23 protein-coding genes are annotated in these 26,620 nt (G+C 73.7%); 10 read left to right on the plus strand and 13 right to left on the minus strand.

What is annotated here, in order from left to right:
* Positions 1-25 precede the first annotated feature (25 nt).
* The 4 genes from WME83_RS47905 (at position 26) to WME83_RS47920 (ending at position 3,348) form a co-directional block, all read left to right on the plus strand.
* A complete protein-coding gene (locus tag WME83_RS47905; RefSeq protein WP_437316391.1) occupies positions 26-1,501 on the plus strand; it encodes a B12-binding domain-containing radical SAM protein in 1,476 nt (491 codons plus the stop codon).
* Positions 1,502-1,530: 29 nt separating this feature from the next.
* Positions 1,531-1,779: a glutaredoxin family protein gene (locus WME83_RS47910; RefSeq protein ID WP_437316392.1), complete on the plus strand. Its 249-nt coding sequence runs from the start codon at positions 1,531-1,533 to the stop codon at positions 1,777-1,779.
* A gap of 65 nt (positions 1,780-1,844) precedes the next feature.
* Positions 1,845-2,495 (plus strand): TlpA family protein disulfide reductase, encoded by a 651-nt coding sequence (locus WME83_RS47915; protein WP_236644295.1) that lies wholly within the window; start codon positions 1,845-1,847, stop codon positions 2,493-2,495.
* A 154-nt stretch (positions 2,496-2,649) separates the two neighbouring features.
* Positions 2,650-3,348, plus strand: coding sequence for a GbsR/MarR family transcriptional regulator (locus WME83_RS47920; RefSeq protein WP_437316393.1), 699 nt, complete (start codon positions 2,650-2,652; stop codon positions 3,346-3,348).
* 145 nt (positions 3,349-3,493) lie between these two features.
* Here the strand turns inward: WME83_RS47920 and tssI are convergent, their stop codons facing one another.
* Entirely contained in the window at positions 3,494-5,542 is a 2,049-nt protein-coding gene (tssI, locus tag WME83_RS47925; RefSeq protein WP_437316394.1) for a type VI secretion system tip protein TssI/VgrG, read from the minus strand.
* 52 nt (positions 5,543-5,594) lie between these two features.
* On the opposite strand from tssI, the gene WME83_RS47930 reads away from it, so the two are divergent.
* The 6 genes from WME83_RS47930 to WME83_RS47955 all read left to right on the plus strand — a co-directional run bounded on the left by WME83_RS47930 (position 5,595) and on the right by WME83_RS47955 (position 12,911).
* On the plus strand, positions 5,595-6,821 hold the full coding sequence (locus tag WME83_RS47930) for a hypothetical protein (RefSeq protein WP_437316395.1): 1,227 nt from the start codon (positions 5,595-5,597) through the stop codon (positions 6,819-6,821).
* A complete protein-coding gene (locus WME83_RS47935; RefSeq protein WP_437316396.1) occupies positions 6,821-9,052 on the plus strand; it encodes a DUF2169 family type VI secretion system accessory protein in 2,232 nt (743 codons plus the stop codon). Before WME83_RS47930 ends, WME83_RS47935 begins: the two co-directional genes overlap by 1 nt.
* Complete coding sequence (locus tag WME83_RS47940; RefSeq protein ID WP_437316397.1) at positions 9,049-10,788, plus strand: pentapeptide repeat-containing protein; 1,740 nt, start codon at positions 9,049-9,051, stop codon at positions 10,786-10,788. Before WME83_RS47935 ends, WME83_RS47940 begins: the two co-directional genes overlap by 4 nt.
* 22 nt (positions 10,789-10,810) lie before the next feature.
* Positions 10,811-11,791 (plus strand): S41 family peptidase, encoded by a 981-nt coding sequence (locus WME83_RS47945; protein WP_437316398.1) that lies wholly within the window; start codon positions 10,811-10,813, stop codon positions 11,789-11,791.
* Between the two features lie 219 nt (positions 11,792-12,010).
* Complete coding sequence (locus WME83_RS47950; RefSeq protein ID WP_437316399.1) at positions 12,011-12,325, plus strand: hypothetical protein; 315 nt, start codon at positions 12,011-12,013, stop codon at positions 12,323-12,325.
* A gap of 25 nt (positions 12,326-12,350) precedes the next feature.
* Complete coding sequence (locus WME83_RS47955) at positions 12,351-12,911, plus strand: hypothetical protein (RefSeq protein WP_437316400.1); 561 nt, start codon at positions 12,351-12,353, stop codon at positions 12,909-12,911.
* Positions 12,912-13,041: 130 nt separating this feature from the next.
* On the opposite strand, the gene WME83_RS47960 is transcribed toward WME83_RS47955, so the two are convergent.
* The 12 genes from WME83_RS47960 to WME83_RS48015 all read right to left on the minus strand — a co-directional run bounded on the left by WME83_RS47960 (position 13,042) and on the right by WME83_RS48015 (position 26,470).
* Positions 13,042-13,845, minus strand: a complete 804-nt coding sequence (locus tag WME83_RS47960) for a hypothetical protein (RefSeq protein WP_437316401.1) — start codon at positions 13,843-13,845, stop codon at positions 13,042-13,044.
* 150 nt (positions 13,846-13,995) lie between these two features.
* Positions 13,996-14,547 (minus strand): DUF3540 domain-containing protein, encoded by a 552-nt coding sequence (locus WME83_RS47965; RefSeq protein WP_437316402.1) that lies wholly within the window; start codon positions 14,545-14,547, stop codon positions 13,996-13,998.
* Positions 14,548-14,677: 130 nt separating this feature from the next.
* Positions 14,678-16,486 carry a DUF2169 family type VI secretion system accessory protein gene (locus WME83_RS47970; RefSeq protein ID WP_437316403.1) on the minus strand — a complete coding sequence of 603 codons (1,809 nt, stop codon included), beginning with the start codon at positions 16,484-16,486 and terminating at the stop codon, positions 14,678-14,680.
* Positions 16,487-16,545: 59 nt separating this feature from the next.
* Entirely contained in the window at positions 16,546-17,328 is a 783-nt protein-coding gene (locus WME83_RS47975) for an FHA domain-containing protein (protein ID WP_165374547.1), read from the minus strand.
* A gap of 632 nt (positions 17,329-17,960) precedes the next feature.
* Positions 17,961-18,599 (minus strand): signal peptidase I, encoded by a 639-nt coding sequence (gene lepB / locus WME83_RS47980; protein WP_437316404.1) that lies wholly within the window; start codon positions 18,597-18,599, stop codon positions 17,961-17,963.
* A gap of 73 nt (positions 18,600-18,672) precedes the next feature.
* Positions 18,673-19,482, minus strand: coding sequence for a trypsin-like serine peptidase (locus tag WME83_RS47985; protein ID WP_437316405.1), 810 nt, complete (start codon positions 19,480-19,482; stop codon positions 18,673-18,675).
* A gap of 405 nt (positions 19,483-19,887) precedes the next feature.
* On the minus strand, positions 19,888-20,415 hold the full coding sequence (locus WME83_RS47990) for a hypothetical protein (protein WP_437316406.1): 528 nt from the start codon (positions 20,413-20,415) through the stop codon (positions 19,888-19,890).
* A 121-nt stretch (positions 20,416-20,536) separates the two neighbouring features.
* A complete protein-coding gene (gene proB / locus WME83_RS47995) occupies positions 20,537-21,694 on the minus strand; it encodes a glutamate 5-kinase (RefSeq protein ID WP_437316407.1) in 1,158 nt (385 codons plus the stop codon).
* On the minus strand, positions 21,687-22,340 hold the full coding sequence (locus WME83_RS48000) for a hypothetical protein (protein ID WP_437316408.1): 654 nt from the start codon (positions 22,338-22,340) through the stop codon (positions 21,687-21,689). Before WME83_RS48000 ends, proB begins: the two co-directional genes overlap by 8 nt.
* An 80-nt stretch (positions 22,341-22,420) precedes the next feature.
* Positions 22,421-23,365, minus strand: a complete 945-nt coding sequence (locus WME83_RS48005; protein ID WP_437316409.1) for an ABC transporter ATP-binding protein — start codon at positions 23,363-23,365, stop codon at positions 22,421-22,423.
* 4 nt (positions 23,366-23,369) lie between these two features.
* On the minus strand, positions 23,370-25,976 hold the full coding sequence (sppA, locus tag WME83_RS48010; RefSeq protein WP_437316410.1) for a signal peptide peptidase SppA: 2,607 nt from the start codon (positions 25,974-25,976) through the stop codon (positions 23,370-23,372).
* Entirely contained in the window at positions 25,973-26,470 is a 498-nt protein-coding gene (locus WME83_RS48015) for a DUF2505 domain-containing protein (RefSeq protein WP_437316411.1), read from the minus strand. Before WME83_RS48015 ends, sppA begins: the two co-directional genes overlap by 4 nt.
* Positions 26,471-26,620: the final 150 nt, after the last annotated feature.

Raw genomic sequence — 26,620 nt, forward strand, 5'->3', positions numbered from 1 at the left:
CGCTCCGGCGATGGCTCGTAGCGCGATGACGACCACGATCCGCCGCCGGCTGGCGAGCGAGATCGGTCGTATCGACAAGCAGGCGCCCTTCCGCGTCGCGCTGTCTTACCCGTCCCCGTACCGGGCTGGCATGAGCTCGCTCGGCTTTCTCCAGATCTACAAGCTGATCCAGGCCGAGCCCGGGATGGCGTGCGAGCGCGCCTTCCTGCCGGACGACGAGGGCGTGAGCGCCGAGGGCGCTCCGGTCACGTACGAGGGGCTCCGCCCCCTCTCCGACTTTCCGGTCATCGCGCTCTCGGTGGCGTACGAGCTCGAGCTCGCCGGGGTCGTCCGCCTGCTCGAGCTCGCCGGGCTGCCGGCGCTCCGGGAGGAGCGCGACGGCCGCCACCCGTTCGTCCTCGCGGGCGGTCCGCTCACGTTCTCCAACCCGCTGCCGCTCGCGCCGTTCGCCGACGCGATCCTCATGGGCGAGGCCGACACGCTGGCCGTGGAGGTGCTCCGCCTGCTGCGGGACGCCCCCTCGCGCGAGGCGGCGCTCGACGCGCTGGCGGGCGTCCCCCACGTCTTCGTCCCCTCGCGCCACGGCGCGGAGATGCCCCCGGTCGCCCGGTGCGAGGACGCGCTCCTGCCCGCCTGGTCGCCGATCCGCGCCGAGGAGACCGAGCTCTCGAACATGTTCCTCATCGAGGCGGAGCGGGGCTGCTCGCGCGGGTGCACCTACTGCGTCATGCGCCGCTCGACCAACGGCGGCATGCGCATCGTCCCGAAGGATCGCCTCCTCGGGCTCATCCCCGAGGACGCGAAGCGCGTCGGCCTCGTCGGCGCCGCGGTCAGCGATCACCCGAAGATCGTCGAGGTGGTCCGGACGCTCGCCGAGCGGGGCTGCGAGGTCGGGCTGAGCAGCCTACGGCCGGACCGGCTGACCGACGAGTTCGTCGGCGCGCTGCGGCTCGCGGGCTACAAGACGCTCACGACGGCGATGGACGGCACGAGCGAGCGCGTCCGCGAGACGCTGGAGCGGCGCGCGCGGCCGAGGCACCTCCAGCGGGCGGCCGAGCTCGCGCGGCAGCACGGGATGAACCGGCTCAAGCTGTACCTGATGGTCGGCGTCCCCGGCGAGACCGACGCCGACGTCGACGAGTGCGTCGCGTTCGTCACGGAGCTCTCCCGGATCGTGCCGGTCGCGCTCGGGATCGCGCCCTTCTGCCCGAAGCGCAACACGCCGCTCCACGGCGCGCGCTTCGCGGGGATCGACGTCGTGAACAAGCGGCTCGACCGGCTCCGCCGCGGGCTGCGCGGCCGCGCCGACGTGCGGGCCACGAGCGCGCGCTGGGCGTGGGTCGAGGCGGTGCTCGCCGCCGGCGGCGAGGCCGAGGGGCGCGCGGTGCTGCAGGCGGTGCACGCCGGCGGCTCGTTCCGCGATTACGAGCGCGCGTTCGAGCGGATCAAGCGCCCGGAGCCGCCGCGTCAAAAGAGCCTGCCGCTGCTCGCGGCGGGGTGAGCGAGGGGACGCCCGTCCCGGAGGAGCGGATGAAGACGGTGACGCTGTTCACGCGCGAGCGCTGCCACCTGTGCGAGGACGCCCATGCGGCGCTCGAGCGCGTGCGCGCCCGCCTCCCGTTCGAGCTCGCCGTGGTCGACCTGGACCGCGAGGCCGGGCCGGAGAAGCGGGCGCTGTACGACTGGGAGGTCCCCGTCGTCGAGCTGGATGGGCGAAAGATCATGAAATACCGCGTCGACGAGGGGCGGCTCGAGCGGCTGCTCTCCGGGCCGGCGTGATCTTCGCGGCGCCGGGACGCTTCGCCTGCTTTCGCCCCGCGCCGCGCTAGGCTATGCCCACTACCGTGAAGTGGACGACCATCGCGCAGATCCTCTTCATCCTCGTCGCGGCCGTCGCCGTGTACGGCTTCGTGCACGCGGCGCAGAACGACCAGCGCTCCACGGGCTGCAAGGCCATGTGCGCGCTGCGCCCCGCGTACGCCGGCCGCAACCGGCTCGCGCCGGACTTCGAGCTGCCGGACATGAACGGCAAGCCGGTCCGGCTGTCGTCGTTCCGGGGCAAGACGGTCTTCTTGAACTTCTGGACCAAGACCTGCGCGCCGTGCCTGCAGGAGATGCCGGCGCTCGCGGAGCTCGGCCGGATCGCCCAGTCGCGGAAGGACTTCGTCGTCCTCACGATCTCGACCGACGAGGGGCCGGACGACGTGCGGGACGCGCTCAAGGTGGCCCTGAACGGCGATCCGCCGTTCCCGGTGCTCTTCGACCCCGAGTCCAAGGTCGTGCTGGACCAGTACGGCACGCAGCTCTACCCGGAGACGTGGATCATCGATCCGAACGGGATCATCCGGGCCCGCTTCGACGGGGCGCGGGACTGGTCGAGCAGCCTGGCCATCGACGTGGGCGAGATGGTCTCGCGCTGGGGCGGGTGCCCGGTCGAGATCTACAAGGGGCAGCCGCGCGGCGGCTTCGCCGGTCTCTGCACCGACGACTCCTGAGCGGGCTCCGGCGCGGCGCCGGAGAGGGGCGCGGGGGGTGCGCTGCGGGCGTGCAGGGGGCGCGCTCCGGGCGCGAAGGAGGAGCGTGCCGGGAGCGCGGGGCGCGCTGGCCGCTTGGCGCTTTCCCGAAAGATCGTTATGTGAGTCACCCATCATGACCGCCCGCAGGCCGACGTCGTCGACAGCGCACCCGCCGCAGCCGCCCGCAGCGAGCGAAGGGGGCGACGGGCCAGCCTCGGACGAGCGGGTCGCGGCCGCGCGGCAGGCGCTGCTCGAGGGGGTCGGCGCCGAGATCGCCGCCTCGTTCCCCGGCATCACGCGGCTCGGGGGGCAGGTCGTGGCGGCCCTCTACCTGGCGGACGTGCCGCGCTCGATGGATGAGCTCAGCCAGGAGCTCGGCCGCTCCAAGAGCAACATCTTCGCGAACCTGCGCGGCCTCGAGGCGGCCGGGATCATCGAGCGCCGGCGGGAGTCGGGGGCGCGGCACGACTCGTTCGCGCTGCGCGGCAAGTACCCCGACGTCATCGTCGGCGCCTACCTCGGCCGCCTGCGCCGCGTGGTGCAGGACAAGCGCACGCTCGCGCGGCGCGCGCTCGCGCTGCTCGGCGACGCCGAGGGCCCGGAGGCCGACGCGATGCGCGCGCGGCTCGACGACCTGTCGCGCAAGTACGACCTGTTCGCCGAGCTGATGGAGCAGCTCTTGCCGTCGATCGACGGCCCCGTCGATCTCGAGCGGCTGATCGCGCAGGTGCCCGAGGCGGTGGTCCGCTCCCTCAACGCGGCCGCCCGCGTCGCCTGGGCCGCCGGCGACGCGATCAGCCGGCTGAGCAGCCGCGCCGGTCGGAAACGCTGAGCGGCGCTCCCCGCTTCGGATACGGGCCCACCTCGGCGCTTTCGGTGCTCAGCGCCCTTTCGTGCGCCTGCGCGCCGAAAACGCCGATCTGGGCCCGTCTCCTGTGCGGGGAGCGCCGCTCAGCCGTGCAGGGGTGGAGGCGCCGTCAGCTCCGCGGCGGGCAGTCCCTCATCTCGATGAGGATGCCGGTCGACGTCTCGATCCGGTGCATCAGGTTCACCTCCCGGGTCACCGGCGACGGCGTGATCGGGTTGGGCGCGGCGCCCACGATCATCGGCCGATCGGGGTCTCCATCCACGAAGACCATCAGCACCTCGATCCCGGGCTTCAGCGGGAAATGGACGCCGTAGTTCGGCCCGGCGTGCGGCTGGATCATCCGCACGAGCCGCGAGGGAAACGCGCGCGAGGCGGGATCCCCCGCGTCGAAATGGAAGCGCACCCGGTAACGCCCCTGCTCGTCGATCGGCGACGTCGCGCCGATCTCCCCGTCCGGGAGCGGCTCGACGAGCGCCGACACCACCCCGTGGATCTTCGGCCGCGGCGTCGCCCGCGGGGGGCGGTAGGCCTGCTCGGCGCGCACCAGCCGCGCGCGATTGACGTACTCCTGCTCGCGCCCGCCCTCGCCCTCGATGGCCACCGGCTGCACGGCGCGGTGCTCCACCTCGACGATCAGAAATCGCTGCCCATCGAGCCGCGGGTGGCCCTCGATCGCGAAGACGGCCCCCGGGAGCAGCCGGAGCTCGTCGCTCCGGCACTCGTAATAGCGGCTCGCCGAGGCCCGCTCCTCCGCGCGGATCTGCGCCAGCTGCTGCCCCTCGTCCGGCGTCTTGTGGTGGGCGCCGTACTCGACGACGCCGCCCCCGAGGCCCGCCGCCGACTCGTGGGTCGCCGTGAGATCGACCCTCGGCGTCCGGTAGTTGTATTCCTGCATGACGTACGTCGCGGGAAAAGCGATGGCTTGCTCCTTGAGCTCGAACACATCGCGCCGCTCGCCCCGCGGCCGGAACACCACCGCGTCGCCCCCCGGCAGCGGCGGAAAGCCCATCTGCTCGTCGGTGAACACCATCACGTCGCGCCCGGACTCGTGCTCGAAGAAGAAGGAGATGCCGAGGTGCTCGGCGAGCCGCGAGATGAAGGCCAGATCGGTCTCCTTGTACTGGACGACCATCTCCCGCGCGGGGTGATCGCGGTAGAGGCGCATCGTCACGTCGTCGGGCCCGAGCCCCACCATCGCGAGCTTCTGCTGGATGAGCTCCGGCACGCTGACGTCGAGGAAGACCTGCTGGAGCTCCACCAGCGTCGCGCGGAACGCCCGCGGCGCGAGCCGGAGCCGGTAGGAGCGAAAAGCGGTCTCCGTCTCGTACCGGTCCTCCACCGCGGCGATCATGCCGTGCACGGTCCGCTCGTCCGCGCCCTGGACCTCGAACACGAGCGATGCGGTCGCACCGAGCACCTGCTCGATCGAGAGCTCGGCGCCGTCGCTGCACACGACGTCGATGTCGAACGAGAAGAGCTGGCCGATGGCCTCGGTGCCGCGCACCTCGCGCACCCGGACGTGGGCGCAATCGAAATCCGGGGAGTCGAGCCGCAGGACGGGGAGCTGCCGTGTCCAGTCCCGGAGCGCGGTGTTCGCCTGCTCCAGCGGCTCGAGCGGCGGCCGGAGGCGCGCCGCGGGGAGCGCCGACTCCGCCGGTCCCACCTCCGGGAACGGCAGGCGATCCGGCGCGGGCAGGTCGCCGGAGGAGGGCCGGAGCTCCCGCGGCCCCGAGGTGCTCGCCTTGAGCGATGGCGAGCCCTCGCCCGGCCCCGCGCCCCCCATCTTCGGCGACAGCGGGATTTCCCGCGGCCCCTGGGCGCGGGCCCTCGACGGCGATGGCGAGACCTCGCCCGGTCCCGCGACGCCAGCGCGCGCCGGAGCCGCGCCGACGCCACCGTTGCTCGCAGGTGGCGCGGCGGCGGATTCTTCCGCCGGTGCGGGCGCCTCTTCCGCGTTTGCAGGGCACGATGCGGGGGCGCTCGGCTCCCTGCACGGCGGCCCTGTGTCGGGCGCCTCGCGGATGCGGGCGGCGGCCGACGCCGCGGCCACCTGCGGCGCGCTGGGCGCGCGGTGCGCTGCCGCGGCCAGCGGCTCGCCGCACGGCCGGGCGGCGGTCGGCTCGCTGCACGTCAGGGTTTCGGTCGGCTCCCCGTTCATCCTTGCGCCTCCTCCGCGGCTCGCCTGTTACCGTACCCGATGCGGAGGGCGCATGGGTACGCGCGAGGGTGAAGGTATCAGCGGGAAATACCTCCTCATCGAGGTCCCGAATTTCAACGACGCCGGGGCCGACGCCGACGCGATGGGCTCCTATCTGCGCCTCGGCGCGGTCAAGGACCCGAGCCTCGCCGCCAACCCGGGCGCGCCGAAGGCGAGCGGCGAGGACCTCGCCGCCCTGGTCACCTCGTTCATCGACGACACCCGCAAGCGCGACGGCTGCCCGGGGTTCATCCCCGAGGCCGAGCGCCAGGCCGAGACCGCAAAGCTGCACACCAAGGGCGGCTGGCGCGACCACTCCGACGGCAACCGCATCACCACCACGCGCGGCGACAAGGTCGAGGTCATCAAGGGCAATTACCGCATGCTCGTCCTTGGCCGGCAGGACGACAAGGCCGGCTGGGACGTCTCCGGCGGCCATATCCAGGACGCCACCGACCTCTGGACCGCCGCCACCACCATCGAATGGGTTCAGAACTACAACGGCACGTGGAAGGTCACCGAGAAGACCGAGAAGGGCGACGTCGACACCACTTACCATGGCGATACGTTCGATCGGTTCTACGGGAACAAGCAGACCAGCATCACCGGCTCCGAGGCCCCCACGGCCGAGCGCCCGAACCCCGTCTGCCTGAGCTCGACCTGGGCGCAGCGGATCGAGTCGTATACCGGCTCCGCCGCCTGCCCGGTGCCGCAGATCCTCGACGAGACGTGGGCCGTCACGATCGCCAGCAAGACGACCGCGACCTCGATCTCCGACGAGACCACCGCGCAGACCATCGCCAGCAAGACGACCGCCACGGAGGTCAGCGACGAGACCACGGCGAGCACCGTCTCGAGCACCACCACGGCGAGCACCGTCTCGAGCACCACCACGGCGAGCGCGGTCAGCGATACCACCATCGGAGATGTCCAGTCGGTGACCGTCGGCAGCACCAGCGACGTCACCATCGGCAACGCGGCGTCGATCACCGTCGGCGCCACCGAGGAGATCACGATCGGCGGCCTGGTCGAGCTGACCATCGCGGCCCTGCTCGAGGTCTCGCTCACCGCGGGGGTGTCGATCAACATGGGCCCCAAGGCCGAGCTCAACCTGACGAACCGGCAGGAGCTCTCGCAGTTCCGCACCAACGTGAAGAACATCTGCTCCAGCGTCTCGTCGGCCGAATCGGTGAGCACCGGGGCGTACAACCTGATGTCCGGCGTCATCAACCTGTTCTGATGCAAACCCGGAACCTCACGCCGTTCCTCTTCGGCACGAAGGTCTGCTCGCGCAGGCCGCCGCAGCCCGAGGCCGTCCTCATCGTCCGCGGCCGCTTCTCGCTCCGCCTGGGCGAGCCGCTCGCGCCGGTGGAAGGCCCGCTCGCCCAGGGCGCGCTCACGGCCGAGGCGTTCGACGGCGAAGGCGGGGAGCGCGAGGGCGAGTGCACCTATCCCGGCGATTTCGCCGACTGGAAGCCGGCCGCCGATCTGCTCCTCCGCGGCGCATGCCGCCCGCCCGACGGCGATCTGCAGCGCGAGCACCCCGTGGGCTTCGCGGTCGGGGCGTGGTCGAAATCGCAGATGGTCCCGGCGCCGCGCGACGGCCGGCCGGTCCCCGCGCCGTTCGGGCCGCTCCACCCCGACGCGCCCGAGCGCCGCCGGAAGCTCGGCAAGGAGTACGGCCCCTCGTACCGCAAGACGCGCGCCCCGTGGACCGCCGAGGACTTCGACTGGACCTATTTCCAGGCCGCCCCGCCGGATCAACGCCTCGCCGGCTACCTGCGCGGCGACGAGGAGGTCACGCTCCTCCACCTCCACCCCGCCGCAGCGGCCGCCTCGTTCCGCCTGCCGGGCCTGCGCATCCGCGTGGTCGTCGAGGACGCGCGCGGCCGCGTGCAGGACGCCGCCATGAGCCTCGACACGCTGTTCGTCGAGCCCGACACCGGCCTCGTGACGCTCACCTGGCGCGGCCACGCCGAGGTGGCCGAGGACGACCTCGCCGACCTCCGCGCCGCCGTCGTCGGCGCCGAGCCGCTCTCGGACGCGCCGTTGCCGCTCGAGCACTACCGGGAGAAGCTCGCGCAGCTCGCGCGCGATCCGCGCGGCCTCGAGGATCTCCCGCCGGAGGTGCGCGAGGCCTACGATCTCGTCCGCGACGGCGCGCCGCGGCCGGCGCCGGCGGGCGAGGCGGATCCGGTGGGCCGGCTCCTCGCGGAGCGGCTCGGCGGCCTGCACGCGCCCGAGCAGGAGCGCGTGCGACAGCTCGTCGCGAAGCTCCGGACGCTGCGCACCCCCGAGGGCGTCGACCTCGAGCGCAGCGTCGCCCAGGCGCTCGCGCGGCTGCCCGCCCAGCGGCAGGCCGCGTACCTCCCGGCCACGCCGGCGGGGACGCCGCGGGTCCCGATGGGCGGCGCGCTCGCCGCGCTCGTCGAGCGCGTCGAGCGGCTCAAGCGGGACGCGGCCGCGCGCGGGACGCAGCTCGACGGCGTCGAGCGCCTCGACGCGCTGCTCGGCGACCCCCGCCTGCGCGAGATCGTCCCCGGCTACCGGCCCCCCGGCGAGGCCGCGGCGCCGCCCTCCGAGCCCGGCCCCGGCGTCGATCTCTCGGGGCAGGACCTCGCCGGCCGCGATCTCGCCGGCCGCGATCTCTCTGGGGCGAAGCTGTCCGGCGCGCTCCTCTCGGGGGCCGACCTCTCGGGGGCCAAGCTCGCGGGCGCCGATCTCTCGCGGGCCGTGCTGTTCGAGGCGAACCTCTCGGGCGCCGATCTCTCCGGCGCCGACCTGTCGCAGGCCAACCTCACCGGCGCGCGGGCCGCCGGCGCCGATCTCCGCGGCGCCACGCTCGACCAGGCGATCCTCACCCGCGCCGCGCTCGCCCGCGCTCGCCTGGCCAGGGCGCGGGGGCGCGGCGCGCTGCTCGACGAGGCCGATCTCTGCGAGATCGATGGGGACGGGCTCCACCTCGAGGGCGCCGTCCTCCAGGCGGCGAAGCTCGACCGCGCCTCGTTGCGCGGGGCGGCCCTCATCGGGTGCATGTGCGCGGGCGCGTCCGCGAAGGGCGCGGATCTCACGGGCGCGTCCCTGCCGCGCACGAGCTTCGCCGACGCCGATCTGGAGCGCGCGACGCTCGTGGAGGCGCGGGGCGAGGGCGCCGCGCTGCTCCGGGCGAAGCTCGACGGCGCCGACCTCCGCTACGCCTCGCTCCCCCGGGCGCACCTCTCCGGGGCCTCGGCCCGGGGCGCGCGCCTCGCCTGCGCGGTGCTGCGCGAGGGCCGCTTCTACCGGGCCTCGCTCGAGCGCGCCGATCTCGCGCAGGCCGACCTCTTCGGCGCCGATCTCAGCAAGGCCCGCCTCGACGGCGCCTCGTTCGCGGGCGCCAGCCTGTACGGCGCCCGCCTCGACGGCGCGAGCGCCGCGGGCTGCGATTTCGCGGGGGCGAACCTGCGGCGCTCCAGCCTGGAGCGCGCATGACGACGGTCGCGGAGCTCTTCGAGCGCATCCGCGCCGGCGCGCCGCTCCAGGGCGCCCGCCTCGACGGGCTCGACCTCGCGGGTCGGGATCTCGCGGGCCTCGACCTCTCCCGCGCCAAGCTCCTCCGCGCCGACCTGCGCGGCGCGCGGCTCGCGGGCAGCGTCCTCTCGGGCGCGCACCTCGTCGAGTGCGACCTGCGGGAGGCGGATCTCGAGGGCTGCGCGCTGGACGGCGCGCTCGTGCTCGGCTCGAACCTCGAGGGCGCGCGGCTCGCCGGCGCGCGGCTCGCCGGGGTGAAGCTGTCTTACCAGCGCCTCGCCCGCGCCGATCTCTCCGGCGCGACGATCGCCGAGGTCGAGGCGGTGGGCTCGGACTGGTCCGGCGCGCGGCTCGTCGGCGCGACCCTCTCGGGCTCGCGCTTCGACCTCTCGAACCTCGAGGGCGCGGATCTCACGGAGGCTCGCGTCGCCCGCGCCTCCTTCACCCGCGCGAACCTCCGCGGCGCGCGCCTCGCCCGCGCCCGCGTCGAGGCCGGCGCGTTCGTCGGGGCCGATCTCGGCGGCGCGGACCTCGAAGGCGCGGAGCTCGATCGCGCGGTCTTCGTCCGGGCCGACCTCCGCGGCGCGCGCTTCCCGAGGCGCATGCGCGGCGTGGTCCTCGACGAGGCCAGGCTCGGCCGGCCCGAGCTCGCGGGCAAGGATCTCGCCGGGACCGACCTCGCGGGCGCGGATCTCTCCGGGCTCGACCTCGCGGGCGCGGATCTCTCGCTCTGCTCGCTGCGCGGCGCCGACCTGCGCGGCGCCGACCTCCGCGGCGCCCGCCTCGAGCGCTCGATCCTCTCGGACTGCGATCTCACCGGCGCGGACCTCCGGGGCGCGAGCCTCCTCGGCTGCGACCTCTCGCGCTCGATCCTCCGCGGCGTGGATCTCTCGGGCCGCGATCTGGAGTCGGTGATCCTCATCGACGCCGATCTCGAGGGGGCCGATCTCGCGGCCGCGCGCCTCGTCCGGTGCATCCTCGACGGGGCGCGGCTCTCGCGGGCGAACCTCACGCGCGCGGTGGTCCAGCAGGCGCTCCTCCGCGGGGCCGCGCTGGAGGGCGCCGTGCTCGGCAAGACGATCTTCGATCGCGTCGATTTCACCGGCGTGGATCTGCGCGCCGTCTCCTTCTCCGGCCTCACCGTGCACCGCTGCGCCTTCATGGAGGCGAACCTCGAGCGGATGAGCTTGCGCGATTGCGATTTCATGGGCAGCGATTTCTCGAGGGCGAACCTGCGCGGCGCCGATTTCGAGGGATCCATCCTGACGCAGGCCAGGCTCCGCGAGGCCGCGCTGGACGGCGCGAGCCTCTCCGGGGTCGCGGCGAAGGCCGCCTATTTCGGCGGCGCCTCGCTGCGCGGGGCGAAGCTCTCGCGGGCGATGCTCCGGTACGCCACGTTCACGCGGGCGGACCTCGAGCGCGCCAACCTCGCCGCCGCCGATCTGCGGGACGCCATGCTCGATCACGCGGCGGCGCGGGGCGCGCTGTTCCTCTCGGCGCGCCTCGAGCGCGCCAACCTGTCGCACGCGCACGTCGAGGACGCCGACTTCAGCGAGGCGGATCTCGGCGGCGCCAACCTGCACGCCCTGCGCGACGCGGGCGCGCGCTTCTCCGGCGCGAGGCTCCTCGGCGCGCGCCGGACGGACCTCGATCGGCTGGAGGCGGAGGCGTACACGCCCCCGCGGCCACCGCGATAACACCGGGGGAGGAGCGGAGAGGATGCTGCCTGCGAGCAACAACGGCGCCGGGATGAACATCGGGTTTCCGGACGTGTGCCTGACGCCGGTGGGGCCGGCGGTGGTGCCGATTCCGTATCCCAACTTCGCGCTCAACGCGATGGCGGTGAATTTCTCGGTGAAGGTGAAGGTGTCGATGATGAACGCGCTGAACCTCGGCACGACCATCCCGATGACCTTCGGGATGGAGCCCGGGGTGGCGCACCCGCTCTACATGGATGTCGGGGCCTACGTGAGGGGCAATCCCAAGGTGATCATCGAGGGGCTGCCGGCGATCAACCTCACCTGTCCGACCACCGGGAACGCCGGGAACAACGCGGTGGGCGCGGTGCTGGTGCCGAGCGCGGTGAACGTGTTCTACACGTGCGCGGCGGCGCCGGAGGAGGTGCTCCCGGGCGCGGGGAGCGTCGCGCACGCGCTGCTGGGCGACGGGATCGGGGTGATCCGGATCCGGGTGTTCTCGCTGGACGTGCCGGCATTGGTGTACCGGGCGATGCGGGCGCTCGAGGCGGAGGGGATGCGCGAGCTCGTGATCGACCTGCGCGACAACCCTGGAGGAGAGCTGCGGGCGTTCGTGGAGCTCGCGGGGGATTTCCTGCCGGCGGGGAGCGTCGTGGCGACGGTGACGGACGGCGACGGGGACGAGACCGTCTATCGGTCAGGGCAGGAGGACCCGTATGGGGTGCCGGTGACGATCCTGGTGAACCGCGGGACGGCGTCGGCGGCGGAGCTGTTCGCGGGGTGCCTCAAGGCGCACGGTCGGGCGGCGATCGCGGGGGAGCGGACCTACGGCAAGGGGGTGGGGCTGGCGCTGTGCGCGAGCGAGGGGGGCGCGCGGATGGCGGCGGCGGTGCGGGTGGCGCTGCCGGGCGGGGCGGAGGTGCAGGGGGTGGGCGTGGGACCGGTGCGCGATACGAGGGCCGCGGGGGGTAGCCGTGGGGAAGAAAAAGAAGAAGCAGAATAGCCCCGGCGGCACATCGATACCCCTCAACAGCGCGACTGCGGGTGGGGGGACCGCTTCCACGAGAACGCTCTCGGTCACCGCTCACCTGCCCTCCACGCAGACGGCGGCGACCGTGGCGGCCCCCGCGACCATGCTGGGGGCCGTTGGGGCGATGCTTGGGGGCCCGGTTGGCGCGGGCCTGGGCGCGCTGCTAGGAGGAGTCGGTGGAGCCCTGGTCCGTTGGTATTGGGCAGGGGAGGCTTCCCAGCCATCGACACCGGCGCCAGCGCCAGCGCTAGCGCCGGCGCCAATGCCGACACCGGCACCGGCGCCAATGCCGGCACCGGCACCAGCACCGGCGCCAATGCCGGCACCGGCGCCAATGCCGGCACCGGCGCCAATGCCGGCACCGGCGCCAATGCCGGCACCGGCGCCAATGCCGGCACCGGCGCCAACGCCCGCACCGGCGCCGGCGCCAATGCCGGCACCGGCGCCAACGCCCGCACCAGCACCGGTGCCTGTACCAGCGCCGTCGCCGGAAGAGATCGAGCATGACGCCCTGGTTGGGTTGTCGAACCACTTGAAACGTGAGCTCGAGAGGGAGACGAGATCCGCGGATCCTGCGCTGAGCGCATGGGCCAAGGGCATGCTCGCTAGGCTCAGCACCGTTGCCGATTTCTACTTCTGGGGTGCGCGACAGGCTCGCACCAGGCTCGATCTCGAGCGGCTGCGAAATGACCTCGCGACCGAACGAAACGCGGCGAACGCGCGCGCTGACGCCATCTCCCGCCGGCGCGCTCTCTTCAATCGGAACAACTCCGCTACCTGGGAGATGAACCCGGTGCGGTACCTGAACGACATCACCGAGGCCGATGTCCGAGTGTCACCCGAGGGCGAGCGGATCCTGAGAGAGCTCGCGCTCGGGCAGCTCAGGGATCGGCATGGTCCCGCCACCGAGGGACAAATGTCGCACCAGCATCTCTCAGGCGGCTCGCGGGGCATCGGGTTCATCTACGTCCAGCAGCCCGACGGCACGGTCACCCCCTACGTGGTGGATCTGGGTAACAAGCTGTCCGACAACAAGTACCGGTGGGATCACGGGGGCATCGGCTACGTTCCCCCTCGCCCAGGCGGTCTGTAGGACACGGCTGGTCGGCGGGCGCCAGCGCTGAGCGCGGTGGACGGCGGGCGTGCCTCGTCAGCCGGCAGGGTGGGGGCGCCGGGAGGATGCGTGACGCCGGATGTCGAGGCCCGCGCGCTGGTCCGGCCCTTCAGGGGAAGGCCGCATTCAGACGTTTGATGACGGTCGATATGGGGGCATAGAAGGCGACGTATTTTTCGATGCCGTCGACACTGAAAGTGTCCGGAGCAGGCAAACCCGGGGCCGTCCACACCGACTGGGTGTTTTCCGTACCGCTCCAGTCGAACATGTTCCCGATGTCGTTCTCCGACCACGTGGGCGTGGTTCCCATGCGGTCCCCGTTGTTGGCGCCCACGACCATCCGGCCATCGAGCGTACGTACCATGTGGAACGGGACCCAGCGCCCGTTCGTCTCGGCCTCGAGCGCCGAGCGCTCGCCCGGGCGGAAACGACGATAGAAGATGATGATCGAGTCCGCAGGCAGATGGTCCGGGTCCGTGACCCACCGGTCCTGCGCCGGGTCGACGATCTGGTACGTGTTTGCCTTGGGTGCGGCGAACCGCCAGCGAGTGCACACTTCCGGTGAGAGGCCATCCGTCAATGTCAGGCTGAAGACGCCGGCGTCATAACAAGTGGTGGGCAGGATCCCCTCATTCAATGGGTGTTTTTGCGTCATCGCATTGTGAGCCTCGGAGCCTGGTGTCGCCAGCATGGCGGGCGAGAACTGCGGTCGCGCCGGCCTCCTCTGCGACCACCAGTACGCCGTCACGAGAGCGCCTGTCGCGAGCGCCGCGACGGTGGTCCCGGCGATGGCGGTCAGGCTCCAGCCGGTGCCGAGATCGCCCTCAGCTCCCGGCGATTCTGGGTCTTCCGCCATGGCCTGGCCGAGCATGCTCGCGCCGAGCAAGCCCGTGGCGATAGAGCCCCAGCCCATGGACAGGGACAGGGATGCTCCCGGTGTATTCCGGAGCGTCGCCGCGTTCCCTTCATCGTGGGTCGCCGCTTGCAGCCCTTGCTTGTTCCCTCTGCGGCTCCTCTTGCGCCTTCCCATGCCCTTCCCTCGGACGAGCGCGCCCGCCAGCCTCTACCCCAGGTGGATCTCCTTCCCGTTGATCGTCACCGTCTCCTCGGTCAGCACCGTCGCGCTCCTCGCCTTGGTCGTCGCCGACCCGTCCACCACCGTGTGGCTCTCCCGCGCGTGCAGGCTGAACAGCTCGGTCACGCGCTGAACGAGCGACGCCGCCTTCTGCACCAGCGCCCCCGCGAACACCCGCACCTTGTCGCCGTGCAGCTCCACCTCCGGCCCCCGCAGCTCCACCCCTCGATCCCCGGACAGCCGCAGCGCCCCGCCCGCGGCCCGGACGTCGACGTCGCCCTGGAGCTCCAGCGTCACCTTGCCCGTCCCGTGCAGGACGCCGATGACGTAGAAGCGCGCCCCGCGGCCGATCACCAGGAGCACGTCGCCCACCGCCGGCGCGTACGGGATCGCCAGCGCCATCGTCGCCTCCGCGCGCTCCCCCTCCGGCAGCTCGATGACCACCGCGTGCCCGCGGGCCTCCAGCACATGCGCAGGCCCCAGGTACTCCTCGACGCGCACGGACGCCGCGCGCTCCCGAACCACGGCTACCTCCGACATGACGGTCCCTCCAACCTCGCTGTGGTGCTGGCCGGAGCTGCCCCGGAGAGGGGACCATGCGGCCGGGAAGATCCTGGCTCTTTCTTCCCGTCTTCATGGTGAGATCCGGCCATCATCCCCTCTTTCCGGCTCAGTCCTTGCGGAAGCGCTTGTACAGGCTGCCAAGAAGGCTGGTCCGCCCTCGCTGCGGCGCGGGCGGGGTCGGGGCCGGCGCACGCGATCCGGGCGAAGGCTCGACCTCGGGGCCGCGCTCCGGTGCGGGCAGCACCTCGGCGGCGAGCGCGGGCGCGGATGCGGCTGCAGGCGCAGGCGCAGGCGTCGTCGCGATCGCCGGCGCGGACGCGGGTGCCGGCGCAGGTCCGGGCGCTGACGCGGCCACGGGCGCCGATGCGGGCGCGGGCGCAGGCGACGACGCGGCGTCCGGCTCCAGCGCGGCATCCGGCGCACGCGCAGCCTCCGGCGCACGCGCAGCGTCCGGCGCACGCGCGGCGTCCGGCTCGCGCAGATCGACCGTCCCCTCCAGCGGCGACGCGGGCACCGGGACCGCCGCCGCGCGGCCCGCCGCCCACGGCGCGCCCGGGTGCTCGCCGCTCTCCCGCTCGCCGCGCACGCCCGCCGGCGCGATCGGAAACGGCGCGCGCACCGCGTCGTGACCCTCGCCTCGGACCCGCGCGGGCGGCGGCAGCGCGGCCTGCGCCTCGCGGGACCGCGCCTCGCTCCCCGTCGGCGGCAGCGTGTCGTCGAGCGGGAACGTGCCCGCGAGCGGATGCGTGCCCGCGAGCGGGTGCGTGCCCGCGAGCGGATGCTCTCGCGCGGCCGCCACGCTCTCCGGCGCCTCGACGACATCCTCGTCGTCGAGGGTCACCGTCGTGCTCCAGTCCGTCAGCTTCACGGTCTCGGGCGCCGCCTCCTCGAGCGGCGCCCTGGCGAGCACCTCGGCGAGGTCGGGCCACGGCACCGGCTCGCCCCCGACCTCCACGCCCACCGCCACGCGCAGCGCCGAGAGCGCCTCCTCCGAGGCCACCTGGAAGCTCCCGCGGAAGACCACCGCGCAGCGCTCGGCGTCGGCGTGCACGATCAGCGTGTCGCCCGAGAGCGACAGCCACCGCTGCGCGCCGTTCGGCAGGTAGATCGTCGCGAGCGCCCGCAGCGACGGCAGGCGCGTGGCCAGCGCGGGGTGATGCGGGCTCAGGCCCTCCAGCACGATCTGCTCGCCGCCGAGCACCCGGTCGAAGCGCTGATCCAGCGGCGCGGACTGGAAGTACGACCCGTCGAAATCCTCCGGGATCGACGCGACCCCCTCCAGCTCGCTCCGCGCGAGCCCGCGGAGCAGGCGCGCCCGGGCCGGCGCGATCGCCGGGATCGGCCCGAGGCCGATCGACGCGCGCCTCCCGCCCGGCGGCAGCACGTTGGGCAGCGAGATCTTGCCGCCCGTGTCCTCGATCGCGCCGACGCCGAACGGGTTCTCCGGCTCGTCGGCGCCGCCCCAGGCGCGCTGGTACTCGATCGGCATCTTCACGAACGGCTCCGGCTCGGGATCCGGCGACGCCGCCGAGGCCGCTCGATCGCCGACGACCTCGAGGCGCTTGTCGACCAGCGCCGCCGCCCCGCGCACGATCGCGAGCCGCACCGGCATCCGCCGGACCGGCACCCCGCCCGGCGCCCACGCGTGCCCCGTGAGCACCACCTCGGCGCGCTCCAGCCAGGGCGCGAGATCGCTCGCCGCGAGGAGCGGCCGCATCGGGTGGCCGCGCACGTAGACCTCGCCCCGGATCACCTCCATCGGCGCGATCCGCCGCGCCTCGCCGCCGGCGACCATCGCGAAGGTGGCCTTCGCGACGAGCGTCACATGGAGCTGGCCGCGGCTGCGCCACAGCCTCGCGCCCGCGGCGACCGGTCCGGCGCGGAGGACGTCGAGCGGCCAGCGAGCGGCGGTCATGGGCGATCGCTCCTCCGGCGGAGATCGCGCCGGGTCGGCCGCGCGCGGCCGGCCGGCGCTCAGTTGGTGTTGAGCTCGACGCGCAGCAGCTTGCGGCCGATGAAGAGGTAGTCGCCGTGGGCGAGCTCGCGCTCGCTCTTGATGCGCACGTAGGTGCCGTTGCGGCTGTTGAGATCGGTGAGCGTGAACTTGCCGTTGTGCTCCTCGAGCCGGCAGTGCGAGCCCGACATGTACAGGTCGACGGGGAAGTTCAGGTCGCCGCCCTCGCGCCCGATCTGCAGCGAGCTGCCGCGCGCGCACACGGTCATGCCGACCGCGCCGCCCTGGAGCACCTGGGTGAGGCGGAACGGGCTCGGGTGCTTGGGCGAGGAGTAGAAGAAGGTCCCGTCCGGATCCTGGCCGTCGGAGGCGCGCGGCGTCGGATCGAGCCGGAAGAGCTGCTCGCCCGCGAGGAACGTGTCGCCCGGCGTGATGTCGATCGTGCCGCGCACGCGGATGTACACGCCGTTCAGCGAGCCCTCGTCGCGCACGACCAGCTTGCCGTCGCGGTAGAAGAAGTTCGCGTGCTTCGGCGAGACGAACGGATCGTCCGGGAAGACGAGCTGCCCGTTGCGGCCGACGATGTGCTGCTCGGCCTTCAGGTGGAAGGAGAGGCCGTCCATGCCCTCGCCGCGGATGAGGATCAGCTTCGCCTTCGCCGGGTTCTGCATGTCCCCGAAGAACAGCGTCTGCGCGTTGAGGATCTCGGGCGGGACCGCCGTTCCGCACCTCCCGCAGAACTTGTGGCCCGAGGGAACACCGCTCGAGCAGGAACGGCAGACGTAGTTACGGGCTTGCTCCATCAGCTCCTCCTGGGAGAGTTCGGCAAATTCGCTCTTGGACGAGGTGGTCTTGGGGCTCCGCCCCGCGCCGCGCGAGCTCGTCGGGTCGAGCCGGGGCTCCCTCGCGCCCAGGCTGCCGGCGGCGGGCGTCGGAGAGCGCCGGGCCGACGCGGCCGGCGCGTTCCCCCGGCGCGGCGTGAACAGGGCCAAGTCGTTCGCGCACTCAGGACAACGCGCGGTGCCCATCGGGCTCCACAGGTCGCACTGGCCACAGACGATGCCAATCTCGTGCTGCTCGGTGTGCAAACGTCTCCTCGGTGCATTGGAGGACCGCGGATCGCGGTTCTCCGACCCGCGCCAGCGGAAGGCCGCCTGGGCGGACCTCCGACCGATGAAGCGAGCCCGGGGGCGGAGGACCCTGCCCGCTGCTCGCGCTGGATCCCCGACCCGGGTGGAGAGAACCACGGTTCTAGACGTCGAAGAGCGGAGGGGTCAAGCACGAGCTGAAGCGGGCCGCCGGCGCTGCCGCAGGCTGCCGGCCCTGGAGCAGCTTGCCGGCGCAGACGTGGCCGCCGGCGCGGACGTGGCCGCCGGCGCAGACGTGGCCGCCGGCGCAGACGTGGCCGCCGGCGCAGACGTGGCCGCGGGCGCTGTCAGCGCACGAAGGTGAAGCGGCGCTGGTCGTCGCTCCAGCCCCCGGCGCCCCAGAGCCGGAACACGATCCGCTGGGTGCACGCGGCGCGCGGCTGGAGGCCGAAATCGCGCGAGTCGTCGTGGTAGCTCCGGTTGTCGCTCAGCAGGAAGACCGTGTCGGGCTGCACCTCCACGCGGTGGCGGCGCTCGAGCGGCGGCCTGCGCCCCGTCGCCCGCATGTGGAGGCCGGGCCCCATCCTCACCATGTCGCACGCGACCTGGACCGTGTTGTTCGTGGCGGGATCGACGATGCTCAGCTTCGGCTCGGTGCACGCGACCTCGGCCTCGTAGCGCTGCCCGTTCACGACCAGGGCGCCGTGGTCGACCTCGATCGTGTCGCCCGGCACGCCCGCGATCCGGCCGACGATGTGGCTGCCGGGGACCTCGGGATCCGGGCACCGCACCAGCTCGCCGAAGCCGGGCGTGCCCCGCGTCAGCACGACGACCACGTCGCCCGGGGCGAGGCTCGGGGCGATCGAGGCGCCGAGGCTCGGGTCGTCCGGCACCGCCCACACGTCGAGGACGAGCGCGCGGAGCACGACGCCGATCACCAGCAAGGTCCCGACGATCCAGAGCAGCCCGTTGAACAGCTTCCGCATGGCGGCCCCGCAGCCTAGCGCAGCGGCGGCCGCGGGCGGCGGGCAACGCAGGCCCGCGGACGCCGCGCCGCCGTCAACGCAGGCAGCTCCGGTAGGGCGGCAGCTCGCTCGGGCTGGCGCCCGCCGCGATCTCGCGGGCCGCGGAGAAGAGCTCGGGCCACACGTCGAGGCGGCTGAAATACGAGGTGCCGGTCGTGTGCTCGTCGCCGTCCATCACGCTCGACGAGATCACGCCGACGACGTCGCCCCACGCGTCGCTCCGCGCAGGCCCCCCCGAGTCCCCCGGGCAGATCGAGGCGGTCGCGACGAAGTGCCCCGGGGCCAGCCGGTCGATCGTGCCGCCCGGCCGCGGCACGAGGTGGATCGGATCGCGCGAGAGCGCGCAGCGGCCGAAGCCGTACGGGGTCACCGTCTCCTTGAGCGCGGGCTCGCCCTCGATCCGCGGCGCGAGGGTCGGGATCCCGATCAGGCGGCGCGACAGCACGAGGATCGCGATGTCGCCCTCGCCCGACGTGTACCCGCAGTCCGGCGACACCACCGCGCGGACCGTCACGTCGCCCCAGGGCAGGTGGTCGCCCCCGAGCTCGATCGAGATGGCCTCGGGCTCCTGATCGCGGCGCAGCGTCCTGCCGTTCTCGTCGCGCGCCGCGACGCAGTGGTGCGCGGTGAGCACCAGGTCCTCGGTGATGAGCGTCCCCGTGCAGGTCACGTCGGTGACGATCCGGACGATCGCGTCCTCGTTCGTCGCCAGCTCGAACGGCGGCCGCAGCTGGACCGGGCGCTCCTCCTGGCCCGGCTTCGCGGCGGGGATCGCCAGCCCTGCGTTGGTGATCGGCGGCGCGCAGCCCGCGGCGGCGGTGAGGCCGAGCGCTGCAGCGACCACGACGGCGCGTCGGTACAACCCTGTCAAGGCAGTCGCCAGGGCGCCCAGCGTGCGAGCTTGCGGCTGTTCCACCTGAGGGAGACCCTCCCAAGCGCAACCGGTTGTTCAATCGGACAGCGCCCCCGGTGTGGACGCGCCGAGCAAGACCCAAGGCTACGACAGAAGGCGGTGACCGTCATTCGACAACGACAGGGTTTCCAAGCTTGGATACGACCCTGACGATCGGCGACCCCGCCGCGGGCGCCCTCGCCGCGCTCGCGCCCCCGCGCTGTCACATGGACCGCATGACGAACTCCCCTCCTGTCCAGCCAGATCGAAGAGATTGGCCCTGAGCAGATCTCTTCCGGTGCGCGCGCACGATCTCGGCGCCTCGATCGTCCCTGACGCGCGCTGGGCGCGCTGCGTTCAGCGCATCGCAACGAGGCGCACCTCGCTCGCGCTGCGCTCGTAGGCGGCGCGCGCGGCGGTCGCGTCGACCTGCGGATCGTCGACCCCTGCGGCGACGAGCTGCTCGAGGAAGGCGCGCTGCCGCTCGGACTTCGCCGCGAGCCACGCGGGACAGCCGCCCGCGGCGCAGGCGGCCGAGGCCTGCTCGGCCGCGGCGAGCGCGTCGCGGACGCGACCGCGGCGGAGCAGCGCGCGCGCCGAGAGGTGCGCCGCCTCCGGGAGCTCACGCACCTCGCGGGGCGCGGCCTCGAGCGCGGAGGAGGCGAGGCCCGGCTGATCGCGATCGAGGTAGGCGGCGGCGAGCGCGGTGACGCTCTCCCGCGTCCGGCCCTCGGCGTAGCGGGCCTCGAGCTCGGCGAGCTCACCGAGCCCTGCCGTGGCGCGCGCCGGCAACAGCTGCGACGCCTGGACGCTCGGCCCGAGCCCGACCGTCCAGGCGACCCCCGCGAGAACCAAGCCGTTGGCGACGAACAACCCGAAGCGCATCACCCGACCTCCCGGAGCTGATGGAGCAGTGACCGCCGGGCGGCGCGAAGGTTCCCGCGCGCATCGAGGGACGCGCGATCGGGTGGCCTTTGCACCTACAGGGTGCGCATGGGCGGCGGGGTCACTCGCTCGGGAGCACCACGAGGTCGTCGCGGTGGACGACGACGTCCTCGCCGGCGTCGTCGCGCTTCTTCCGCGCGATGCGCGCGGCGTCGCCGGCGGACATCCGCGCGAGCCCGCGCGCGATCTCGGTGCCCTCCGGGTCGAAGACGGCCACGGCGTCCCCCGGGAGGAAGGTGCCGCGCACGCCGAGGACGCCGACCGCGAGGATGCTCCGGTTCTTCGAGGCGATCGCCTCGGCGGCGCCCCGGTCGACGAGGATCGCGCCGCGCGGGCGCAGCGTGTACGCGATCCAGTGCTTGCGCGCGCTGAGCCGCTGAGGGACGGCGGCGAAGAGGGTGCCGACGTCCTCGCCCGAGAGGATGCTCGTGATGATGCCCGGCTCGCGCGCGGCGGCGATGACCACGTGCGAGCCCGCGAGCGTGGCGCGCCGCGCGGCCTCCACCTTGCTGGCCATGCCGCCGGTGCCGACGCCGGAGGTGGAGCCGCCGGCGAGGTGCCGCGCCTCGCGGGCGACGCTGCGCACGAACGGCACGCGGCGCCCGTCGCCGTCGAGCAGGCCCTCGACGTCCGAGAGGAGGATCAGGAGATCGGCCTCGCAGAGCGGCGTGACCATCGCCGCGAGCTGGTCGTTGTCGCCGAACTTGATCTCCTCGACCGCCACGGCGTCGTTCTCGTTGATGATCGGGATGGCGCCCGCCTCGAGCAGCGCGGCGAGGGCGTTCCTCGCGTTGTTGGTGCGGGTGCGGTCCGCGAGGTCGGCGTGCGTGAGGAGCACCTGCGCGACGCGCAGGCCGACCTTGCCGAACGCCTCCTCGTAGCGCTGCATCAGCACGCTCTGGCCGGCCGCGGCCGCGGCCTGGAGCCAGGCCATGTCCTTCGGCCGCGCCTTGAGCCCGAGCTTCGTCACCCCGAGGGCGATGGCGCCGCTCGACACGATGACGAGGTTCCGGCCGGAGCGGGCGCGGAGCGCGGCCACCTCGACGGCGAGCCGATCCCAGGCGTCGCCGGAGAGGCTCTTCGAGCCGATCTTGACGATGATGCGGCGGCAGCGCTTGAGCGCGGCGCGCGCGCCGTCGGGATCGATCTCGGGCGCGGCGCCCTCCGCGTGGCGGCCCGCGGCGCCCTTCGTGGCGGTGCGTTCCTCGTGGTCAGTCATGGGGCAGGCCGGCGGCGGCGATCTCGTCGAAGGCCGCGTCGAGGCGCCGCTCGATGTACTCGGGGACGGCGGCGCCGGCGAGCAGGAACGCATCGATCCAGCGCGTGAACTCGTCGCGCAGGTCCTCCGCGCCGCTCGGCAGGATGGTGACGCTCGCGTGGAGCGAGGGGGACAGCGAGCGCCGCACGGCGCGGTCGACGGCGTCGCGGATCCAGCGCGCCTCGTCGGCGTGGATGCGGACGGCGCTGCTCCGGCGGAAGCGCGTGATGTAGCGGTTCAGCAGGTGGCCGAGGGCGTAGACCTCGAGGCCGCGCGCGGCCGCCGCGAGCGCGAGGGCCGGGTTCAGCCGCCGGAGGACCTCCTTCGTGACGAGCTGCGCGGCCTTGCGGAGCGGGGTCTGCTCCGCGCCGGGCTGGGCGAGCAGGGCGCGCGCGTCGGTGGTGAGGCTGAGGCCGTGGCGGGCCACCGTGTCCTGGGCGATCGCCCCGCGGATGCGCAGGAGCATCCGATCGGGGAGGACCGGGACCGGGAGCCACGAGGCGCCCACCGCGAACGCGGTGAGCACGGCGAGTCGACCTCCGGGAGGCGGGCCGCCCGGGGTGACCTGAGCGGCGGACGGCTTGTTCGCGGCGGCTTCGGATGACATCGGGCGCACGGTACTACGGCGCCCGCCGGGTGGCGAACAGTGGCGACGGCGGCGCGCGGCCCCGAGCCGGCGCGCCGCCCTCAGAAGAGGGGGGTGAGCTCGACGATCGCGGCGCGGCAGCGCGCGGCGGCCAGGATGACGTCGCGGGTGGTCGCGCCCTCGGGCAGCGCGGCCGAGAAGCGCGCCGGCCCTCCCCGCAGCGCGATGCCCCGGGCGGCGAGCTCCTCGCGGAGGAGCTCCGCGTTGCTGCGGACGGTGAGCGTGTAGAGGCGCCCGCCGGCGGCGACCTCCGCGAACGTGCCCGAGAAGGCGAGCTCGCCGCCGGCGAGCACGAGCACGTCGGTGGCGCCGCGGACCAGGACGCCCCGCGGGCCCTCGACGTCGAGGCGCGCGGCCGTGAGCAGCGCGCCGCGGCCCTCGGTGGCGCCCGCGAGCGCGGCGAGGACGAAGCCGGCCGCGCCGTCGTCGAGGCCGACGAGCGGATCCTCGGCGATCAGCACGGGCGGCGCCGTCGCGATCGCCTGGGCGAGGACGAGCGCGCGGCGCTCGGGCAGCGCGAGCGTCCGGAGCGCGCGCTTCTGGGCGGCCGCGAGGCCGACCCGGGCCAGGGCGGAGGGCACCATCTCGGCGGCGGCGCGCGGCGAGGCGCCGGCGAGCCGCGCGCCCCAGGCGACGTAGGCGTCCACGGTCCACGCGAGCGGCAGCGGCGGATCGAGCGGCGCCGCCCCGCTCGCGGCCCGGTGCGCCGAGCGCGCGACGTCGCGGCCCGCGATCGCGAGCCGCCCGGCGACGACGCGCGCCTCGCCGGGCGCCGCGTCGAGCGCGTCGTCCGGCGACGCGGAGCGGACAGACGACAGCGGGATGCCCGTGAGCGCCGCGAAGAGCGCGCCGGTGTCGCCGGCGCAGAGCACGCGGTCGCCGCGCGACGCCGCGGTGAGCGCGTCGATCGCGACCACGTCGTCGACGGCGATGCGCGCGGCGCGGGCGTCGAAGAGCGGCGGGCCCGCGACCTCGGCGTCCCCCATGGGCTCAGCGCTCCTCGAGCGAGGGCAGCGCGGGCTCGTCCTCGCGCGCCGTGGCGGGGGCGCCGAACGAGATCTCGCCGGCGAACTCGCTGCGCGCGAGCGGCCTGTCGGCGCCGAACACGAGGAAGGGCGTGAGGGCGCGCGCGGCGTCGAGCATGACGGGCGGGATGGTCGCCGTCGCGAGCTCGCCCTGGGCCTGCGCCGAGAGGCCTACGAGGCTGAGCGCGTAGCCGAGGAGCGACGTGTCCTCCTCGGGGAGCGACAGGACGGGCGCGTCGTCGGGCAGCTGGCCGAGCCGGCGCGCCTCGGCGAGCGCCTCCCGCAGCCCGCCGACGCGATCGACGAGCCGGCGCTCCAGGGCCTGGGCGCCGGTCCACACGCGCCCGCGCGCGATGGCGTCGACCTCGTCGGGCCGCATGCGCCGGCCCTCGGCGACGCGGGCGACGAACCGGTCGTAGAGCTGCTTGACCTTGACCCCGAGCTGCTCGCGCTCGTCGTCGGTGAACGGCCGGTAGATCGACTCGGCGTCGGCGCGCGGCGACGAGCGGTGCGTCTCGATGCTGACGCCGAGCTTCTGGAGCAGCCCGGTGACGTCGACCTTCCCGTAGAAGATGCCGATCGATCCGGTGATGGTGGAGCGGTTCGCGAAGATCTGACCGCCGGCGACGGACGCGTAGTAGCCGCCGCTCGCGGCCTGCGAGCCCATCGAGACGATGAGCGGCTTCACGCGCGCCGTGAGGATCGCCTCGCGGAGGATGACGTCCGACGCGAGCGTCGAGCCGCCGCCGGTCTCCACGCGGAGCACGACGGCGCGGACGTTGCGGTCCTCGCGTGCGCGGCGCAGCGCCCCGGCGATCGTGTACGAGCCCGCGAGCTTGACGCCGAGGAGCGGGATCGACCGGCTCTCGCCGTCGATCATATCGCCGTCGAGGTAGACGAGGGCGATCTTGGGCGAGTAGCCCCAGCGCTCCGGCGCCTCGTCGCCCGGGTCGTCGTCGACGACGCGGGAGGCGCGCCCCATCACCTCGTCGATGACGCGGCCGAGCTCGTCGTCGTAGGCGAGCAGGTCGACGAGGCCGCTCTGCCGCGCCTCCTGCGCGAGGAACGGGCCGCGCGCGAGCCGCCGCTTGAGCTCCTCGACGGGGATGCGGCGCCCGGCGCTCACCGCGTCGAGGAACGCGCCGCTCAGCTGATCGACCAGCGCCTGATGGTCCTCCTTGCCGACCTGGGTGCTGCCCTCACGGGCGAACTGCTCGGCGGCGAGCTTGTGCGGGCCGATGCGGACGAGGTCGGCCTGCACGCCGAGCTTCTTGAGGAGCCCGCCGAAGTAGAAATAGCTCGACGAGATGCCGGAGAAGCGCAGCCCGCCCGCGGGGTTCATCGCGATGGCGTCGGCGTGCGAGCACACGTGGAGCGCGCGGCCGCCGGCGTCCTCGAGGTGGCAGAGGACCTTCTTGCCGTGGCTCCTGAGGTTGCGGATCGCGTCGGCGACCTCCTCGGCGTGGGCGAGCGAGCTGGCCGGCTCGGCGCGGAGCACGAGCGCGACGCCGGAGACCTCCGGGGCCTCGGCGAGGCGCCAGAGCTGCTGCAGGAGCCGCGTGTGCCTGCGGACCCCCGGGGTCGAGTCGAGGCGCACGCGGACGACGCGGGCCAGCCGCCGGACGCCCGGCTCGGAGAAGCTGCGGAGCGCGACGCTGGTGTAGAAGCCGGTGCCGCTCTTGGTGACGGCGTCCCCGAAGACGCCGCCGCCGGAGACCTGGAGCCCGCCGACGTTGACGTCGAGGCCGGCCATGGCGGCGACCTCGGGGCCGTCCTCTCTGGCGAGGTCGCGCAGCGTAACGTCGCCCCGGAGGGTGCCCACGTAGGGCACGCGCAGGCCGAGCGTCGCGCGCGGCGTGAAGGTGCCGCTCCGGTCGGGGTCGCTGTTCTCGACGTAGGCGGTCTCGAGCCCGATCTCGAGCGCGCGCCTGCCGGAGGCGGGCCGCACCGCGACGCCGAAATCGTAGCTGCGCTCGAGGGCCTCGCCGAGGCGGTTCTCGGGGCGGTTCCAGTCGCGCGCGACGGCCGAGAGGGAGAGCCAGGTGAAGGGCCGGAGGGTGATGCCGCTCGTGAGGGAGAAGTACCCGTCGAGCGCCGGCGCGTCGGAGCTGCCCCAGCCGAGCGTCGTTCCGAACGCGAAGCCCGGGCCGGTGTCGAGCGCGAGCCCCCAGCGGAACCACCGCGAGGGGCTGTCGAACGGCGCCGGCGCGGCCCCGGGCGGGTCGAGGAAGTCGAAGCGCAGGCCGGTCGACACGTACCAGAGCGGCACGCCGAGCGCGAACGCGTGGCCGCGCGCGGGCAGCGGCGAGGCCGAGCCCGTGGAGACCCAGGTCCACCGGAGCTCCGTGCCTGGCAGGAAGGAGAGGTTCGCGGGGTTCACCGCGATGGCCGAGGTGTCGTCGCTGCTGGCGACGGGCTTGCCCGGGTCGGGGATCGGCTGCGCGGGGCCGTCGGTCGGCGCGGCGAGCGCGGCGGTCGCGCTGGCGAGCGCGCACAGGCCGAGGAGCGCGGCGGCGGGGCGGGCGAAGCGGGCGCGGCGGGCGGGGGTCTCGCGGCGGGGTAGGTCGTTCATGCGGTGACGAGCTCCCGGAGCGTATCCGCTTCGGCGTCGTACGTCCGCTGGACCTCGGCGAGGGCGAGGCGTTCGACGAGGGGGCCGAGCAGGCGCAGCCGGATCTCGATGTCGCCGTCGACGCGGCGGCGGGTGCGCCCCTGGGGCAGGCGCTCGAGCCGGTAGGTGCCTGCGGAGCGGAAGTAGCCGCGCCACTGCTCCTTCGGGCTGACCTGCCACGTGGAGGCGTGATCGGAGAGGCGGTAGGTCGAGCGCTCCTCCCAGGACATGGCGTCCTTGGCGACGGGATAGTCCTTGAAGATCGGCAGCGGCGCGCTCGCCTGGAAGCGGAGGACGCGGAGGAGCTCGCCGTCCCGGAGCGCGTGCTCGACGGTGACGACGCTCTCGAGGGAGGCGACCTTGGTGGCCAGCCGCGGCCCGAGCTCCGGTGACAGCACGGCGAGCTCGACGGCGTCGAGGGGGGCGTCGAGCTCGTGACAGATGGTGAAGTGCACGCGGCCTTCTAACACGCCCTCTTCGAGGATCGGGTGGGGGAGGGAGAGGATCGGGTGCGGGCGTGAGAGGATCGGTCGCGCGAGCGAGAGGATCGGGTGTGGGAGTGAGAGGATCGCGTGCGGGCGTGAGAGGATCGGGCGCTGGAGCGA

The organism is Sorangium sp. So ce385, assembly GCF_051474135.1.
GTDB classification, from domain to species: Bacteria; Myxococcota_A; Polyangia; order Polyangiales; family Polyangiaceae; genus Sorangium; species Sorangium cellulosum_D.

Coding starts and splice junctions, on each gene's coding strand:
- WME83_RS47930 (WP_437316395.1), top strand. CDS start 5,595: ATGGGTACGCGCGAGGGTGAAGGTATCAGCGGGAAATACCTCCTCATC.
- WME83_RS48000 (WP_437316408.1), bottom strand. CDS start 22,340: ATGTCATCCGAAGCCGCCGCGAACAAGCCGTCCGCCGCTCAGGTCACC.
- WME83_RS48005 (WP_437316409.1), bottom strand. CDS start 23,365: ATGGGGGACGCCGAGGTCGCGGGCCCGCCGCTCTTCGACGCCCGCGCC.
- WME83_RS47935 (WP_437316396.1), top strand. CDS start 6,821: ATGCAAACCCGGAACCTCACGCCGTTCCTCTTCGGCACGAAGGTCTGC.
- lepB (WP_437316404.1), bottom strand. CDS start 18,599: ATGCGGAAGCTGTTCAACGGGCTGCTCTGGATCGTCGGGACCTTGCTG.
- WME83_RS47975 (WP_165374547.1), bottom strand. CDS start 17,328: ATGGAGCAAGCCCGTAACTACGTCTGCCGTTCCTGCTCGAGCGGTGTT.
- WME83_RS47945 (WP_437316398.1), top strand. CDS start 10,811: ATGCTGCCTGCGAGCAACAACGGCGCCGGGATGAACATCGGGTTTCCG.
- WME83_RS47970 (WP_437316403.1), bottom strand. CDS start 16,486: ATGACCGCCGCTCGCTGGCCGCTCGACGTCCTCCGCGCCGGACCGGTC.
- WME83_RS47965 (WP_437316402.1), bottom strand. CDS start 14,547: ATGTCGGAGGTAGCCGTGGTTCGGGAGCGCGCGGCGTCCGTGCGCGTC.
- WME83_RS47990 (WP_437316406.1), bottom strand. CDS start 20,415: ATGCGCTTCGGGTTGTTCGTCGCCAACGGCTTGGTTCTCGCGGGGGTC.
- proB (WP_437316407.1), bottom strand. CDS start 21,694: ATGACTGACCACGAGGAACGCACCGCCACGAAGGGCGCCGCGGGCCGC.
- WME83_RS47940 (WP_437316397.1), top strand. CDS start 9,049: ATGACGACGGTCGCGGAGCTCTTCGAGCGCATCCGCGCCGGCGCGCCG.
- WME83_RS47910 (WP_437316392.1), top strand. CDS start 1,531: ATGAAGACGGTGACGCTGTTCACGCGCGAGCGCTGCCACCTGTGCGAG.
- WME83_RS47920 (WP_437316393.1), top strand. CDS start 2,650: ATGACCGCCCGCAGGCCGACGTCGTCGACAGCGCACCCGCCGCAGCCG.
- WME83_RS47905 (WP_437316391.1), top strand. CDS start 26: ATGACGACCACGATCCGCCGCCGGCTGGCGAGCGAGATCGGTCGTATC.
- tssI (WP_437316394.1), bottom strand. CDS start 5,542: ATGAACGGGGAGCCGACCGAAACCCTGACGTGCAGCGAGCCGACCGCC.
- sppA (WP_437316410.1), bottom strand. CDS start 25,976: ATGAACGACCTACCCCGCCGCGAGACCCCCGCCCGCCGCGCCCGCTTC.
- WME83_RS47960 (WP_437316401.1), bottom strand. CDS start 13,845: ATGGGCTGGGGCTCTATCGCCACGGGCTTGCTCGGCGCGAGCATGCTC.